Annotated in this window: 12 protein-coding genes; 8 read left to right on the forward strand and 4 right to left on the reverse strand. The window is 54.3% G+C overall.

Annotated elements, in window-relative coordinates; genetic code table 11:
- Nucleotides 1-33: 33 nt before the first annotated feature.
- The gene (gene cueR / locus AXE65_RS01175; protein ID WP_068386851.1) at nucleotides 34-462 is read right to left on the reverse strand and encodes a Cu(I)-responsive transcriptional regulator; all 429 of its coding nucleotides are present in this window, start codon (nucleotides 460-462) and stop codon (nucleotides 34-36) included.
- An 18-nt stretch (nucleotides 463-480) separates the two neighbouring features.
- Nucleotides 481-2,781 (reverse strand): heavy metal translocating P-type ATPase, encoded by a 2,301-nt coding sequence (locus AXE65_RS01180; protein ID WP_068386855.1) that lies wholly within the window; start codon nucleotides 2,779-2,781, stop codon nucleotides 481-483.
- Nucleotides 2,782-3,045: 264 nt separating this feature from the next.
- Here AXE65_RS01180 and coxB point away from each other — a divergent pair, with 264 nt between their 5' ends.
- From coxB to AXE65_RS01200, 4 genes are read left to right on the forward strand one after another with little or no spacing between them, the layout of a single operon-like run.
- Nucleotides 3,046-4,173 carry a cytochrome c oxidase subunit II gene (coxB, locus tag AXE65_RS01185; protein WP_239685014.1) on the forward strand — a complete coding sequence of 376 codons (1,128 nt, stop codon included), beginning with the start codon at nucleotides 3,046-3,048 and terminating at the stop codon, nucleotides 4,171-4,173.
- Nucleotides 4,174-4,196: 23 nt separating this feature from the next.
- Complete coding sequence (gene ctaD / locus AXE65_RS01190; protein WP_068386862.1) at nucleotides 4,197-5,780, forward strand: cytochrome c oxidase subunit I; 1,584 nt, start codon at nucleotides 4,197-4,199, stop codon at nucleotides 5,778-5,780.
- A 7-nt stretch (nucleotides 5,781-5,787) separates the two neighbouring features.
- Nucleotides 5,788-6,330 carry a cytochrome c oxidase assembly protein gene (locus tag AXE65_RS01195; RefSeq protein ID WP_068386866.1) on the forward strand — a complete coding sequence of 181 codons (543 nt, stop codon included), beginning with the start codon at nucleotides 5,788-5,790 and terminating at the stop codon, nucleotides 6,328-6,330.
- A 23-nt stretch (nucleotides 6,331-6,353) separates the two neighbouring features.
- Nucleotides 6,354-7,253: a cytochrome c oxidase subunit 3 gene (locus AXE65_RS01200; RefSeq protein WP_068386869.1), complete on the forward strand. Its 900-nt coding sequence runs from the start codon at nucleotides 6,354-6,356 to the stop codon at nucleotides 7,251-7,253.
- Nucleotides 7,254-7,283: 30 nt separating this feature from the next.
- Here AXE65_RS01200 and AXE65_RS01205 read toward each other — a convergent pair whose 3' ends face one another.
- On the reverse strand, nucleotides 7,284-7,487 hold the full coding sequence (locus AXE65_RS01205) for a twin transmembrane helix small protein (RefSeq protein WP_068387028.1): 204 nt from the start codon (nucleotides 7,485-7,487) through the stop codon (nucleotides 7,284-7,286).
- 17 nt (nucleotides 7,488-7,504) lie between these two features.
- Here AXE65_RS01205 and AXE65_RS01210 point away from each other — a divergent pair, with 17 nt between their 5' ends.
- The 3 genes from AXE65_RS01210 to AXE65_RS01220 all read left to right on the forward strand — a co-directional run bounded on the left by AXE65_RS01210 (nucleotide 7,505) and on the right by AXE65_RS01220 (nucleotide 10,300).
- A complete protein-coding gene (locus AXE65_RS01210; protein WP_068386872.1) occupies nucleotides 7,505-8,236 on the forward strand; it encodes an SURF1 family protein in 732 nt (243 codons plus the stop codon).
- A complete protein-coding gene (locus AXE65_RS01215; RefSeq protein ID WP_068386876.1) occupies nucleotides 8,211-8,792 on the forward strand; it encodes a PA_0111/PP_0108 family redox-active disulfide protein in 582 nt (193 codons plus the stop codon). Before AXE65_RS01210 ends, AXE65_RS01215 begins: the two co-directional genes overlap by 26 nt.
- Before the next feature lie 377 nt (nucleotides 8,793-9,169).
- Complete coding sequence (locus tag AXE65_RS01220; protein ID WP_068386879.1) at nucleotides 9,170-10,300, forward strand: extracellular solute-binding protein; 1,131 nt, start codon at nucleotides 9,170-9,172, stop codon at nucleotides 10,298-10,300.
- Between the two features lie 373 nt (nucleotides 10,301-10,673).
- On the opposite strand, the gene AXE65_RS01225 is transcribed toward AXE65_RS01220, so the two are convergent.
- On the reverse strand, nucleotides 10,674-12,074 hold the full coding sequence (locus tag AXE65_RS01225) for a sodium:proton antiporter (RefSeq protein ID WP_068386882.1): 1,401 nt from the start codon (nucleotides 12,072-12,074) through the stop codon (nucleotides 10,674-10,676).
- Between the two features lie 324 nt (nucleotides 12,075-12,398).
- On the opposite strand from AXE65_RS01225, the gene AXE65_RS01230 reads away from it, so the two are divergent.
- Nucleotides 12,399-14,717 (forward strand): TonB-dependent receptor, encoded by a 2,319-nt coding sequence (locus AXE65_RS01230; RefSeq protein WP_068386883.1) that lies wholly within the window; start codon nucleotides 12,399-12,401, stop codon nucleotides 14,715-14,717.
- Nucleotides 14,718-14,761 lie beyond the last annotated feature (44 nt).

The raw sequence follows: 14,761 nt of genomic DNA on the forward strand, positions 1-14,761 counted from the left end.
GAAGGAAGGTCCGCAAAATCTCTCGGTTCAACGTCATGCCCCTGGCCGTATGTGCGCCATCACCGTGGTGCTTTCAGGGTCTTCCAGGCCAGCCAGAATCGGGCAATCTGGCCGGTCGTCGCCCGCGCAGCAGGTCACCAGCGTTTGCAAGGTGTCGCTCATCTGTTGCAATGCGTCGATACGGCGCTGTAAATCCAGCATGTGCTGCTGCGCTACGCGCTTGACGTCGGCGCTCTTGCGCGAGCGGTCGCGCCACAAGTCGAGCAAGTCGTGGATTTGTGCGAGCGCAAACCCCAGTTCGCGGGCGCGCCGGATGAAGCGCAGTATGTGGATGTCAGGCGCGTCGTAATCCCGGTAACCGGATGGCGTGCGTGTCACCTTGGGCAGCAAGCCAACCGATTCGTAATAGCGAATCATCTTGACTGAAACGCCGGAGGCCTTGGCGGCTTGACCGATATTCATCGTTTGTTTCCTCCCGCGTTACGTGGCCTGTGCCTCAGTTGCCAAGGGCGGCTGAAACCCTCGCAGTCGCAAGGCATTGCCAATGACAAACACGTCGGACAAGGCCATCGCACCTGCCGCCAAGATGGGCGAGAGCAAAATACCCCAGACAGGATAAAGCACACCCGCCGCCACCGGAATCAGCGCCACGTTGTAAGCAAACGCCCAGAACAGGTTTTGGCGAATATTGCCGAGGGTGGCTTTGGATAAGGCGATGGCGCTCGGCACGCCTTGCAAATTACCCGACATCAGCACCACGTCAGCGGCTTCCATCGCCACATCCGTGCCGGTGCCTATTGCCATCCCCACATCGGCTTCGGCCAGTGCCGGGGCATCGTTAATCCCGTCGCCCACAAAGGCCAGGCAGCCGTGTTCGGCCTTGAGCCGCCGGATCGTTTGCATTTTGCCTTCGGGCAGGACTTCGGCCACGACTTCGTCGATGCCCAGCCGCGTGGCGATGGCGCGCGCCGTGCGTGCATTGTCGCCGGTAATCATGGCCACTTTGAGCCCCAGTCCGTGCAGCGCGGCAATGGCAGCGGGTGTCGTGGGCTTGATGGGGTCGGCTACGGCAACAATGGCCGCCAGACGCCCCTCAATGGCGGCGTAAAGCGGTGACTTGCCTTCGCTGCCCAGGCGCTCGGCCGTCTGTGCAAAGATGCCCACGTCCAGACCGAGCGAGCGCATGTAACGGTCTGCGCCGACGTCCACACGCTGCCCGTCCACGACGGCGCGCACGCCCATGCCGGTGATGGATTCAAACCTGGCCGGTTCAGGCAGAACGATGCCTTCCTGCCCGGCGGCGTCAACGATGGCGCGGGCAATCGGATGCTCGGAGCGCGCTTCCACCGCGGCAATCTGCGCCAGTACGTGCGTGCGCTCGAACCCGTCTGCCACGTCCATATCGGTCAATGCCGGGCGTCCCTCGGTCAAGGTGCCGGTCTTGTCCACCGCCACGATCTTGGCATCTTTGAGCAACTGCAAGGCTTCGCCCTTGCGAAACAGGATGCCCAGTTCTGCGCCGCGTCCGGTACCCACCATAATCGCCACAGGCGTTGCCAAGCCCATCGCACACGGGCAGGCAATGATCAGCACCGCCACCGCGTTGACCAAGGCGAAGGTAAGCGCGGGCGCGGGGCCAAACAGCAGCCAGACCAGAACGGTCAGCAGCGCCGCAGCGATGACGGCGGGCACAAACCACCGCGTCACTTTGTCCACCAGGGCCTGGATGGGCAGCTTGGCACCTTGTGCCTGTTCGACCAAGCGGACGATTTGTGCCAGCACGGTCTGGCTGCCGACGGCGGTCGCACGCACGCTCAACGCGCCCGTTTGGTTGACCGTCCCCCCCACCACGGTACTGCCTGCGGATTTTTCCACGGGGACAGGCTCGCCCGTAATCATGGATTCATCGACGTAGCTTTGCCCGTCAAGCACTGCACCGTCCACCGGCAGGCGCTCGCCGGGACGCACCTCGACCACATCGCCCGTCATGACTTCGGCAATTGGAATATCCAGGATGCGTCCCTCGCGCCGCACGTGTGCCACCTTGGCTTGCAGTCCCACCAGACGACCGATGGCCTGCGACGTGCGCCCCTTGGCGCGCGCTTCCAGAAAGTTTCCCAGCAGAATCAGCGCGACAATCATCGCCGCCGTTTCGAAATAGACATTGACCGTGCCAGCGGGCAGCAGGCCGGGCAGGAAGGTTGCGACAACCGAATACGCATAGGCCGACAAGGTCCCGACGGCGACCAGCGAGTTCATGTCCGGAGCCAAACGCAACAAGGCCGGAAACCCTTTGACGTAGAAGCGCCGACCGGGACCGAGCAAGACCAGCGTGGTCAGCGCGAACTGTATCTGCCAACTCGTCTGCGTCCCCAGCGTTTGCACGACCCAGTGGTGCATGGCGGGAATCAGGTGTGCACTCATTTCGAGCACAAACACGGGCAAGGCCAGCACGGCGACCATCATCAGCGCCCGCCGCAGTTCTGCACGCTCCGCCTCTTTTTTCGCCAAGGCGACGTCATCGCCAAGCGCTACAGCGGTTTCAGGGGCGCGCGCCTCGTATCCGGCTTTCTCCACCGCCGCAATCAATGCCTGCACGCCTGCCGTGCCGCGCACGCTCGCACGCTCGGTGGCCAGATTCACCACCGCCTCGGCTACGCCAGGGATGGCTTTCAGGGCACGCTCGACCCGGCCCGCGCAGGAAGCGCAGCTCATGCCCTCAATCGGCAAATCGATCGTCGCCGTGTTTGGCGGGATTTGAACGTTCGTGGCGGTGTGCATGAGAGGCTCCTGGTGCCGCGTGGATGTGTGATTCCCCACAGGTTAAAGCCTCCCATCATGGGAAGGTCAAGCCGGTGCAATCTGCCGCCATAACACCGCCATGACAGCACGCCCGCGAGTTATGGCGCGATTGCCCTGGCTGTTATCTCAGAAACAGTTGCCAGATACCAAGCGCTGTCTATACTGCCATCCTAATTAGCTGATGATGCCTACCGGCTCCGTATGGGCGGTTTGGTGGGGAAGACAACGATAAGAGGAATTGGCATGCGGCATCCAACGCTCTGGATGGGGATGGTTGCGGGATTGATGTTCACGGAAGCGGCGCGAGCTGAGTGGACGGTCAATATGTCACCTGGTGTGACTACGGTCAGCCATACCGTATTCAATCTGCATATGACCATTTTCTGGATTTGCGCGCTGATTGGTCTGTTGGTCTTCGGTGCAATGTTCTGGTCGATGTTGATGCACCGCAAATCCAGTGGGCAAAAAGCGGCGCAGTTTCACGAAAGCACGGCGGTTGAAATTCTGTGGACGCTGATTCCCTTTGTTATTTTGATAGTGATTGCCGTCCCCGCGACCAAGGCGCTGATTGATATTTACGATACCAGTGATTCGGATGTGGATATTCAAATCACCGGCTATCAGTGGAAGTGGCATTACAAATACTTGGGGCAAGATGTTGAATTTTTCAGCAATCTCGCTACGCCTTCGGCACAAATCAAAAATCTTGCGCCAAAAGATGAGCACTATCTGCTGGAGGTGGACAACCCTGTCGTAGTGCCCGCTGGTGCCAAGGTGCGCTTTTTAATTACGGCGGCGGATGTTATTCATTCGTGGTGGGTTCCGGCACTGGCGGTGAAAAAAGACGCCATCCCGGGCTTTGTCAATGAGGCTTGGACACGCATTGAGCAGCCCGGCCTGTATCGCGGCCAGTGCGCGGAACTGTGTGGTAAGGATCACGGCTTTATGCCGGTAGTGGTTGAGGTGAAATCCGCTGAAGACTACGCCGCTTGGCTCGCAGAGCGTAAGGAAGAAACGGCCAAACTTAAAGAATTGACCAGCAAAGACTGGACGCTGGAAGAATTGGTTGAGCGTGGCGACAAGGTCTATCACACCTATTGCACCGCCTGTCACCAGAGTGAAGGCCAGGGGATGCCACCGCTGTTTCCGGCGCTTAAAGGCTCGCCCATTATTAGCGGTTCGCTTGATGCGCACTTTGACGTGGTTTTTCATGGCAAGCCGGGCACGGCAATGGCCGCTTTTGGCAAGCAGCTTTCTGAGGTCGATATTGCCGCCGTGATCACTTACGAGCGCAACGCTTGGGGCAACAAAAGTGGCGATATGTTGACCCCTAAAGAGGTGCTGGAGCGCAAACAGGCTGCTGGGCAGTGACCAGACAACAAGAGGAACAGACCATGAGTGCAGTTCTGCACGGGCATGATGAGCATGCCCACCACGGCCCCGCCAAAGGTTTGATGCGCTGGGTGCTGACGACCAACCACAAGGACATTGGCAGCATGTACCTGTGGTTCAGCTTTGCCATGTTCCTGCTGGGCGGCTCAATGGCGATGGTTATCCGCGCGGAGTTGTTTCAGCCGGGGCTGCAAATCGTTGAGCCGGAATTTTTCAACCAGATGACCACCATGCACGGCTTAATCATGGTGTTCGGCGCGGTGATGCCTGCTTTTGTCGGTCTTGCCAACTGGATGCTGCCGCTGATGATTGGTGCGCCGGACATGGCGCTGCCGCGCATGAACAACTTCAGCTTCTGGCTGCTGCCGTTTGCTTTTACCATGCTGGTCAGCACCTTGTTTACCGAGGCGGGCGGGCCTAATTTTGGCTGGACGTTTTACGCGCCGCTTTCGACGACCTACGCGCCGGAAAGCGTGACCTTTTTTATCTTCGGCGTACACATGATGGGCATCAGCTCCATTATGGGTGCCATCAATGTGATTGCGACCGTGCTTAACCTGCGTGCGCCTGGCATGACCTTGATGAAAATGCCGCTGTTCGCCTGGACTTGGCTGATTACCGCCTTCTTGTTGATTGCGGTGATGCCGGTACTCGCCGGATGCGTCACCATGATGCTGATGGACATCCACTTTGGCACCAGCTTCTTTAATGCCGCCGGTGGCGGCGACCCGGTATTGTTCCAGCACGTGTTCTGGTTCTTCGGTCATCCCGAAGTCTACATTATGATTTTGCCCGCCTTTGGTGCGGTCAGTGCGATTATTCCGGCGTTCTCGCGCAAACCTTTATTTGGTTACACCTCAATGGTTTATGCCACCGGCGCGATTGCCTTTTTGTCCTTTATCGTCTGGGCGCACCATATGTTTATGGTCGGCATTCCTTTGGTTGGCGAACTGTTTTTTATGTACGCGACCATGCTGATTGCCGTGCCGACCGGCGTTAAGGTGTTTAACTGGGTAGCGACCATGTGGCAAGGCTCGCTCACCTTTGAAGCGCCGATGCTGTTTTCCGTGGCCTTTGTCATCTTGTTTACCATCGGCGGCTTTTCCGGCTTGATGCTGGCGTTGGCCGCAACCGATGTGCAGTACCACGATACCTATTTTGTGGTCGCGCATTTCCACTATGTCTTGGTACCTGGCGCGATTTTTGGCATCTTTGCGGCGGCTTATTACTGGCTGCCGAAATGGACTGGCCACATGTATGACGAAACGCTCGCCAAGCTGCATTTTTGGATGAGTTTTGTCGGCATGAACCTTGCGTTTTTCCCCATGCACTTTGTCGGGCTTGCCGGCATGCCGCGGCGTATCCCCGACTACAACCTGCAATTTGCCGACTTTAATATGGTCTCCTCCATTGGTGCTTTTACCTTTGGGGTGACCCAATTTTTGTTCCTGTTTATCGTCATCAAGTGCATTCGTGGCGGCAAACCGGCTCCGGCCAAGCCTTGGGAAGGTGCAGACGGGCTGGAGTGGACGCTGCCATCGCCCGCGCCCTATCACACCTTTAGCACTCCCCCTGCGGTTAAGTGAGACGGCCATGAACCGCACGGACGCCACCAGCCAACTGATCCGGCGATTGTTGATAGTCGTCTGCCTGATGTTTGCCTTCGGTTTTGCGCTGGTGCCGCTGTATGACGTGATGTGTAAAGCACTGGGCATCAACGGCAAAACCGGTGATGCCTATAGCGGGGCGCAGCAGGTGGACGAGTCGCGCAGCGTGCGCGTGCAGTTTTTAACCACTAACGCAGCGGGCATGGTTTGGGAATTTCATCCTGCGGTGGAGGAACTTTCCGTGCATCCGGGTGCCGTTAATGAGGCGCTGTTTATTGCCCGTAACCCGAGCGACAAGCCGATGAGCGCACAGGCCATCCCTAGCGTGGCTCCAGCGCGGGCGGCGGCGTGGTTTCACAAGACCGAATGCTTTTGCTTTACCCAACAGGTATTGATGCCCGGCGAGCGCATTGAAATGCCGCTGCGTTTTATTGTTGACCAAGCGCTGCCTGCCGATGTGGGACAACTCACGCTGGGTTACACCTTATTTGATATTACTGAACGCATGCCGCCAGTGGCAGCGCACTAAGAACACAACAAAGGGGGCTTGATATGTCAAACGCGCACAGCCACGAGAACTACTACGTTCCCGAACAGAGCAAGTGGCCGATTGTTGCCACCATCGGCCTTTCCACCACGCTGTACGGCATGGCCTCTTGGTTTAACGATTTAAAAGCCGCGCGGGACAGCTCAAACGGACCGCTGATTTTCTTTATCGGCGCATTGATTTTGGCCTGGATGTTTTATGGCTGGTTTGGCAATGTCATCAAAGAAAGTCGTAGCGGCCTATACAGTGCGCAGATGGATCGCTCGTTTCGTTGGGGCATGAGTTGGTTTATTTTTTCGGAAGTGATGTTCTTTGCCGCCTTCTTCGGCGCACTGTTTTATATCCGCACCTTTGCCGGACCCTGGTTGGGTGGTGAAGGCGCAAAAGGTGTTACTGGCGAGTTGCTGTGGCCGAACTTTGAATTTACCTGGCCGCTTTTGCAAAACCCGGATGGCAAGCTATTCCCGCCACCTACGGCGGTGATCAGTGCTTGGGGCTTGCCGCTGCTCAATACCATTTTGCTGGTGAGCTCCAGCATTACCGTGACCATTGCTCACCACGCGCTGCGCAAGAATCAACGCAAGCCGCTAAAAATCTGGCTGGCGCTAACCGTTTTATTGGGCGCGGTATTTTTGTTCTTTCAGGCCGAAGAATATATCCATGCGTACCATGAATTAGGATTGACCTTAGGTTCCGGTATTTACGGCGCAACCTTCTTTATGCTCACCGGCTTTCACGGTGCACACGTCACCATTGGCGCACTGATTTTATTCGTCATGCTGATTCGCGTGCTGCGTGGGCATTTCACGGCAGACCAACACTTTGGCTTTGAAGCGGCAAGCTGGTATTGGCACTTTGTTGATGTGGTCTGGATTGGTCTGTTTATCTTTGTTTATGTGCTGTAGCCTTCTCCCACTTGTGGGAGAAGGCAAAAGCTACCAATGGGCATTGCTGGTAAGCTCGCCGGAATAAAATCCCCAAGCAATGAGCGCAAGTGTGACGGTTGCTAAAACGACCCGAACCGTTAAGGCATTAGCCAACCTTGAGCTACGCCCTTCATCTTTAACCAGAAAAAACAGCCCGCTAAATAAACTGACCACAGTCGCTAACAGCAGCAGGACAATCATCCCTTTGAGCATGGCGGTCTCCACGAAAAATGCAGCTCCTTAGTATAGTCCGCCACTTTCGCCCGGGACTGTTGCCTACGCTAGCAGTAGCACTGCTGCTGCCGTTATTGCTCACGCTCGGCTTTTGGCAGTTATCAAGAGCCGAAGAAAAACGTCTGTTGCTTGCCGAGTATGAAGCGATAAGACAAGCGCCGCCGATAACCGCTTCGGAATTGTTTGCGCAAGCCGCGCCAAAAGAGGGGCAAGCCGTTCTATTGCGTGGACAATTTGATGATAAGCGAAGCCTGCTGCTGGATAACCGCACGCGCGCAGGTCGCGTTGGCCTGGAGTTATTGCAGCCGTTCCAAGATAAGGACAGCAGGCTCTGGCTGCTGGTTAATCGCGGCTGGCTGCCTTGGCCGGACAGGCGAAAGCCACCGGTTTTTACCACGCCTGTGGGCGAGCAGCAGCTTATCGCACGCGTTTATCTGCCCAAAAAATCTTGGTTTCAACGGGCTAATACCCGCAGTGATGAGTGGCCGCAGCTAATCATCGAGGTTGAGCCGCAAAATCTCTGGCAAGCGCTTGAACGTGACGGTCTGCCTTGGCAATTACGTTTGCAAGACGGCGCGGCGGCTTATGTCACTGACTGGCAGGTTATCAATATGCCGCCTGCTAAACATACCGGCTATGCCGTGCAATGGTTTGCTTTGGCGGCTACATTGGTAGGTCTTTACCTCTATCTTGGAAGGCACAATGCTGAAAAAAACCGCACTGCCTGAAAACCGCACACAGCAGCGCAAAGGTCGCCTGCAACTGATTGCGCTGATTTTGCTGGCTGTGGTGCCGATACTGCTGGCCTCCAGCATGTACAAATGGCGCTTTTGGGTGCCCGAATCGCGCAATTATCACGGCGAGTTGCTGGGAGATGGGCGCACCTTGGCGGATTTGGGCGTTAGCGGCGATATTCCACAGACTTGGCTGCTGCTCGTCAGTGCGCCGGATGATTGTCTTGAAGACTGCCGCAAGCTGGTTTATCTGGCGCGGCAAATTCACATCGCCCTTGGCCGCGAGGCGGCGCGCGCTCATCACGCACTGGCGACAAGCCAGGCGCTGCCTCTGGATTATGGGCAGCAGCTTGCCCGCGAATACCCACAGCTTGGCCGCTTTAATTTGCAGCCAGAGCGCTACTTAACCATTGCGACTGATAACAAAACCCCACAGCTTTGGATTATTGACCCGCTCGGCAATCTGGTGCTGCGCTATGCGCCGGGCAGCAACGGCAAGCAAATCTTAAAAGACCTGCAATTGCTGCTTAAACTCTCCAAAATCGGCTAGGATCTGTTCCCGTTTCGGGTCAACTTATTGAAAAATAAAGACAAGTCTGCATCATGGGCGTTCCCGCACAGCTTTGAAAACGGACTTGCCATGCCCCGATGGTTACTTAAGTGACGAGCTGGCCTGCGCTGAAGCGGATTTTGCTGCAAAACGCTGTTTATCAAAAACGGGATTTATGCATGGCGGTAGAGAGAATGCTGTATCGAATGCGCACTGTGCAATTTATCCATCTAGCATTTCTGCGCTGATCCTCAAAAAATCATAAACTGGCTCTAAGGCATTACTTGTAAATCAGCAAAAAACATAGGATAATCACCGTTAAATCCATGCAGCCCTATGCAGTTTATAAGGAGATAATAGGTGTATGCTATTTTTAAATGCCCATATTACAATCTTATCAAGCATCAAGCATCAAGCATCAAGCATCAAGCATCAAGCATTGTTTGATATTTTTATGCGGTTGCGTTTTTTCGGTGGCGGTATCGGCTCAAAGTATTATTAAGGTTTATAATTGGGACGATTATATCGATCAAACTGTGCTTGAGGATTTTGAAAAAGAAACGGGCATAAAAATAGACTACCATACCTTTGGCAGTGAACGCGAAATTCGTCAGTTAATTGATAGTAATACGTTGATGGATGTTGCCGTGGTGCCGCATTTTTCACTGCCTCATTTGATGGAAGAGCAACGGCTAAACAAGTTAAATCCAGCCTTGTTGTCAAATCAGGAAAATCTTGATGCTTTTATTTTAAGCAGAATGAGTCTGCTGGGTGCCAATGGTTATGCGATGCCTTACCTTTGGGGCTCTGTGGCGTTTGGTTTTAATCGCCCGTTGACACAAAAAATACTTGGAGCGGATTTTAAGGAAGATTGGAGCCTTTTATTTGACCCGTCCAAAAACGCACAACTTAACTCCTGTGGCATGGCGATGGCGGATGCGCCCTATGAGATTTATGCGGCATTGCTTGATTTTAAAGGTTCTAGCGATTCACTGGATCGAGTGCCGTTAGCTCGTTTTCGCCGTTTTTTCAATAAATCACTTTTGCCTATTCGAAGCAATCTGCGTTATATCGATAGCGCGCGTTATTTTGATGGCCTTGGTAAAGGAGATTTGTGTTTGGTAGCAGGTTGGTCCAGTGGTATTTTACATGCCATGCAGCGTAACCAGGATGTGCAGGCGGTTTTTCCAGAAGATAGCACCTTGACCATTATTATGGAGGCACTGGTTATTCCGCGCACATCACAAAATCCGGCAGCCGCCCATCAATTGATTGATTTTTTATTGCGATTTGACGTCTCTGCCCGTAATGTGGAAAAAACCTTAAGCGGCAGTCCGCTTAAAAATATCGGATCCTTCTTAAAACCGGAATTGCAAAATGCGCCATTTCTATATATTGATGAAAAAATCAAAAGCCACGTGCAACTGCTGGAGTCACCAGGGCAAGCACAGAAAGAAGAAATGGATAAATTATGGGAAGGCTTTTTAAATGCTCGTGATATGCGTTAGCCACTAAATCCACAGTTAATAAAGGTAATCACAAACCGCTCCTGCATGCGACTTCCCATATCAGGGCAATAAACCTTGAGTAACGCAGCAAGGCAGAAATTGCCTACCATTGCAGAGGAAAATCAGCGCGAAATCATTGCTACCAGTATCGGATCGCTTCGCCTTGAAGGGCTGGAAGACGAGCCGTAAGTCATCGCTGACATGGAGCGCATCGGCCGCGGCGAGCTGGCCACAGAGCAAGCCATCAAAAACGCTTTAGACCGGGTGAAAGCTGAGGGAATACAACGCCTACAGCGACCCTAAACCGGCGTCGCTGTGTTGAAAACCGGCTTAAAATTCATCTGCGCTTGTTTTCGCCTTGCATAGCCAGGCGCTAGAAAAACAGCCATGACAACAACCCAAACAGCGGCAGCAAAATCGCGCAAGACCAAGCCATATAGCCGAAAAAACTCGGCATCTTGACCCCACGCTGCTCGGCAATCGCCTTGACCATAAAGTTAGGCGCATTGCCGATATAACTCATCGCCCCCATAAACACCGCGCCGCAGGAAATCGCCAGCAATGTGGCGGGTAGTTTCTGCATCAGTGGCGCGGCTTCCCCGCCGGCCAGATTAAAAAACACCAGATAAGTCGGCGCATTATCCAAAAAGGCAGAGAGTATGCCGGTCAACCAAAAATACAGCGCGTTATGCGGCTCGCCGCCTTGTGAAACCAGCTTGACCAAAGAAGCTAAAGCGCCCGCTTCGCCCGCACGCAAAATGGCAATGGCTGGAGCAATGGCAATAAAAATCCCCAAAAACAACTTGCCGACTTCCAGCATCGGCGACCAGTTAAATTCATTGCCGGCGCGCACTTGTCTAGGCGTTATCCACAGTGACAGCGCCGCCAGCGCGAGCAATAAAAAATCGCGTAGCAGATTTTGCAGTTCAACCTTTGTACCCAGCAGGTCAACAGCTAACCCGGGTTGCCACAGACCGGACAATAAAACCGCCCCTACAACGCCCAAAAGCAGCCAGAAATTGCGCTTGCCGTAGAGTTTGAGCGGACTATCGGGCGTTGGGTCTTTTGGCAGGATTTCATCGCTCTGACGGTAAAAATAGCGATCGAGCAGATAAAACAAAGCCAGCAGCGCAAGGCTTATCAGCAGTACCGGTAAGGCCATGTGCTGTAGCGTCCAGAAAAAATCCACGCCCTGCAAAAAACCCAAAAACAGCGGCGGGTCGCCCAAAGGCGTAAGCCCACCACCGATATTGGCGACCAGAAAAATAAAAAACACCACCACATGCACGCGGTGCTTGCGGTTGTCATTGGCACGCAAAAGTGGGCGGATCAGCAGCATCGCAGCGCCAGTAGTACCCATGATGGAAGCGAGCAATGTGCCGAGTGCCAATAATCCGGTATTTAAGCGTGGCGAGCCGTGCAGATTGCCCCAAACCAAAATGCCGCCGGAAATACTGTAAAGCGCCAGCAGCAGGATAATAAACGGTAGATATTCGGCGAGCAGCGCATGGACTAATAATTCAGCGCTAGGCCGCAGACCAAATTGCAAGGTAAAGGGCAGCAAAAAGGCCAGTGTCCACAGCAAAATAATTTTGCCGAAATGCCCGTGCCACAAGCGCGGAGTTAATAGTGGCAGTAGCGCAATGGACAGCAAAATACCGACAAAAGGCATGCACCACAAAAGGCTTAATGCGGATGCCTGCAAAGAGGCGGCCTGCGCCAGATTGGGCAAGGCGAGCAAAGCGAGCAAGACGGTTTTGCGGGGGAAACGCATGGATACTCCAAAATCCGATTTCGGCGTATTTTACGGCAGCTTCCAGGCTTAAAACGGGAACAGATCCTATAGCTAATCGATATATAGGAAATGTAAAAATAAGAATAAAAACATTTCTATTTACAAATGAGATGCTCTACTATTTTCGCGCTGCGAAGTCGTTCGCTTCTGTTATTACTTGTCTTATTCTTAGGCAATGTCTGAACTGGGAATTTTTCCTTCAAGATGCAGGATTTTTCCCTTCTCGCGAACAGGCGGTGTTTCCATCATCAATACGGCCGGGCAGATAACTGCCTTTTCTAAGACCTTTCTTAGGTAATTCTGATGACTTCCCGCCAAGTTAGCGGTGCCTCGACGCTGGCTCCCATTCCTCCTTTGTCCTTTATTCAGGCCAGCATCGGCTTGAGTCTGGCCTCACTGGTGCTGCCACAGGCGGCCAGTGCGCAAGCGGTTGAGCTGGAGGACGTACAAATCCGCGACAACGCGCTTAATCCGCAAAATCTGTCCTCGCCCAAATACACCCAGCCGCTGCGTGACGTGCCGCAGAGCATCTCGGTGGTGCCGAAGGAGCTTATCCAAAGGCAAAACGCGCAGACGCTGGAAGACGTGCTGCGCAATGTGCCCGGCATTACCTTTAACTCCGGCGAAGGCAATGGCGGGATTGGCGATTCCATCAATATCCGCGGCTTTAACAGCGGTGCTTATGGCGGCTCTAACGTTTACCGCGACGGCGTGCGCGAGTCGGCGTTTTATACCCGTTCGGAAATGTTCAATACCGAACAGGTCGAAGTGGTCAAAGGCTCAAGTTCAGCCACTTGGGGTGCTGGCGTGATTGGCGGCGGGATTAACCTGGTCAGCAAGAGTGCATATCTTGGCGACCTGAATAGCGTCAGCGTTGGTGTAGGCACTGCCGAATACAAACGCTTAACGCTGGACAGCAATCATGTTTTAAATAGCGACCTTGGCATTGCCGCGCGGCTTAACTTGGTCGGCACTGAAACCGGCGTCAACGGGCGTGATTGGATTGCCCGCAACCGTTGGGGCATTGCGCCGTCCATCGCCTTTGGCCTCAATACCGCCACGCGCCTGCACTTGGGCTATGAGCATCTGGATGACCGTGGCAATTACGACTACGGCATTCCGGCTGAGCAAAGCAGCGGCAAGGCGAAAAAATACCCGGGCGTGCGTTGGGATGGCTACTGGGGCTTTCGTAATCTCGACCATGAAAACAACCGCAGCGACCGTTTTCGCTTTAAGGTCGAGCACGACTTTAATGATGCATTGACCTTAACCAACCAACTGACCTATGACCAAGTCAAGCGCGACTATGTCGTCACCACGCCGTCAGGTGCTTTTTTGCAGCCGGGAACGGCCGGTAACCCGCCCCAGCCGCGTCCTATTTCCGGCAGAAGGCTTATCGGCGTCGCGCGGCAGACCGAAAACCAAACCTTAAGCAACCAAACCCATCTGCTATGGAAGGTTCAAACCTTCGGCATTGCGCACAGTTTGGTGGCGGGCATGGAATACAGCCAAGAAAAACTAAACCTTAAAGGCGGCGGCCTGATTAACGGCAACCAAGGCAATGGCGGCATGCAACCATATCCGGGCGGTGTGGGCATGCCAGGGCCGGTTGACCCTGCGCATCCGCCGTCACGCTTTGTCGGCGACAAAAGCATTGGTTACACCTCGGATAACGATTACGAGGGGCAGACCCGCGCCATTTACCTGATTGATACGCTCAAATTTAACCAGCACTGGCAGGCGGATTTCTCCATACGCCGTGACTGGTGGAGTGCCGAAAACAAAAAGCTGCGCAGCCGTGACAATGTGTCCAGTCCTTGGGGCACTCCGGCCAACGCCTACTACGGCGAAATCAAGGAAAAACTGTTCAGCTATCGTACCGCCGTCATCTACAAGCCGGTGCAACAAGCCAGCCTATACGCCGCTTTCGGCAATGCCAAACAGCCTTCCTCCATTGGTATCGCTCGTCAATTTGGCATCACGGCGGCTGATGAAACCTTGTCACCGACCAAAGGCAAAACCTATGAAGTCGGCGGCAAGTGGGATTTGTTTGAAGAAGCACTGGGTCTTTCTGCGGCGCTGTTTCGTACGGAAATGGACGCGCCAAGTAACCAAGGTGGTACGCCGGCCATTCCTGAGATTGTTCGGATGAAACAGTGCGTCGAGGGTTTGGAGCTATCCGCGACTGGGCAGATTTTGCCGAACTGGTCGATATTTGCCGGATACAGCTATCAAAAAAGCAAAATCGTTACCGATGATAGGCAGGCTGCCGTTGCCAGTAGCGAAGGCATTGCCATGACCAACACCCCCAAGCATTCGGCTAGCCTGTGGAACAGTCTGCAACTGGGGCAATTCTCGCTGGATTACGGTGTGCGCTATGTGGGTGAGCGCTACGTAGGGCCAGGACAGGGCGGCACGCTGACCAAGGCCAACCGCGTCGAAGTGCAAGGCTACTGGGTACACGATGCGGCCGTCAGTTGGCAGGCCAATAAAGCAGTAGGCGTTCGGCTGAATATGGTCAACCTGTTTAACCAACACTACTGGCGGCAATACAACGGCCGTGGCTTTGGCGTGCCCGGCGAAGGTCGCGGCGCACAGTTGACGCTCGATTACAGCTTCTAAAACCCGGCAAGCCTCCCTGCTTTATGTAAAAAGGTAGGCTTGCA

This window comes from Ventosimonas gracilis (assembly GCF_001580025.1).
GTDB classification, from domain to species: domain Bacteria; phylum Pseudomonadota; class Gammaproteobacteria; order Pseudomonadales; family Pseudomonadaceae; genus Ventosimonas; species Ventosimonas gracilis.

Excerpts from the sequence above, each read along its gene's own strand:
- cueR (WP_068386851.1), bottom strand. The coding sequence starts at position 462 with ATGAATATCGGTCAAGCCGCCAAGGCCTCCGGCGTTTCAGTCAAGATG.
- AXE65_RS01180 (WP_068386855.1), bottom strand. The coding sequence starts at position 2,781 with ATGCACACCGCCACGAACGTTCAAATCCCGCCAAACACGGCGACGATC.
- coxB (WP_239685014.1), top strand. The coding sequence starts at position 3,046 with ATGCGGCATCCAACGCTCTGGATGGGGATGGTTGCGGGATTGATGTTC.
- ctaD (WP_068386862.1), top strand. The coding sequence starts at position 4,197 with ATGAGTGCAGTTCTGCACGGGCATGATGAGCATGCCCACCACGGCCCC.
- AXE65_RS01195 (WP_068386866.1), top strand. The coding sequence starts at position 5,788 with ATGAACCGCACGGACGCCACCAGCCAACTGATCCGGCGATTGTTGATA.
- AXE65_RS01200 (WP_068386869.1), top strand. The coding sequence starts at position 6,354 with ATGTCAAACGCGCACAGCCACGAGAACTACTACGTTCCCGAACAGAGC.
- AXE65_RS01205 (WP_068387028.1), bottom strand. The coding sequence starts at position 7,487 with ATGCTCAAAGGGATGATTGTCCTGCTGCTGTTAGCGACTGTGGTCAGT.
- AXE65_RS01210 (WP_068386872.1), top strand. The coding sequence starts at position 7,505 with ATGCAGCTCCTTAGTATAGTCCGCCACTTTCGCCCGGGACTGTTGCCT.
- AXE65_RS01215 (WP_068386876.1), top strand. The coding sequence starts at position 8,211 with ATGCTGAAAAAAACCGCACTGCCTGAAAACCGCACACAGCAGCGCAAA.
- AXE65_RS01220 (WP_068386879.1), top strand. The coding sequence starts at position 9,170 with ATGCCCATATTACAATCTTATCAAGCATCAAGCATCAAGCATCAAGCA.
- AXE65_RS01225 (WP_068386882.1), bottom strand. The coding sequence starts at position 12,074 with ATGCGTTTCCCCCGCAAAACCGTCTTGCTCGCTTTGCTCGCCTTGCCC.
- AXE65_RS01230 (WP_068386883.1), top strand. The coding sequence starts at position 12,399 with ATGACTTCCCGCCAAGTTAGCGGTGCCTCGACGCTGGCTCCCATTCCT.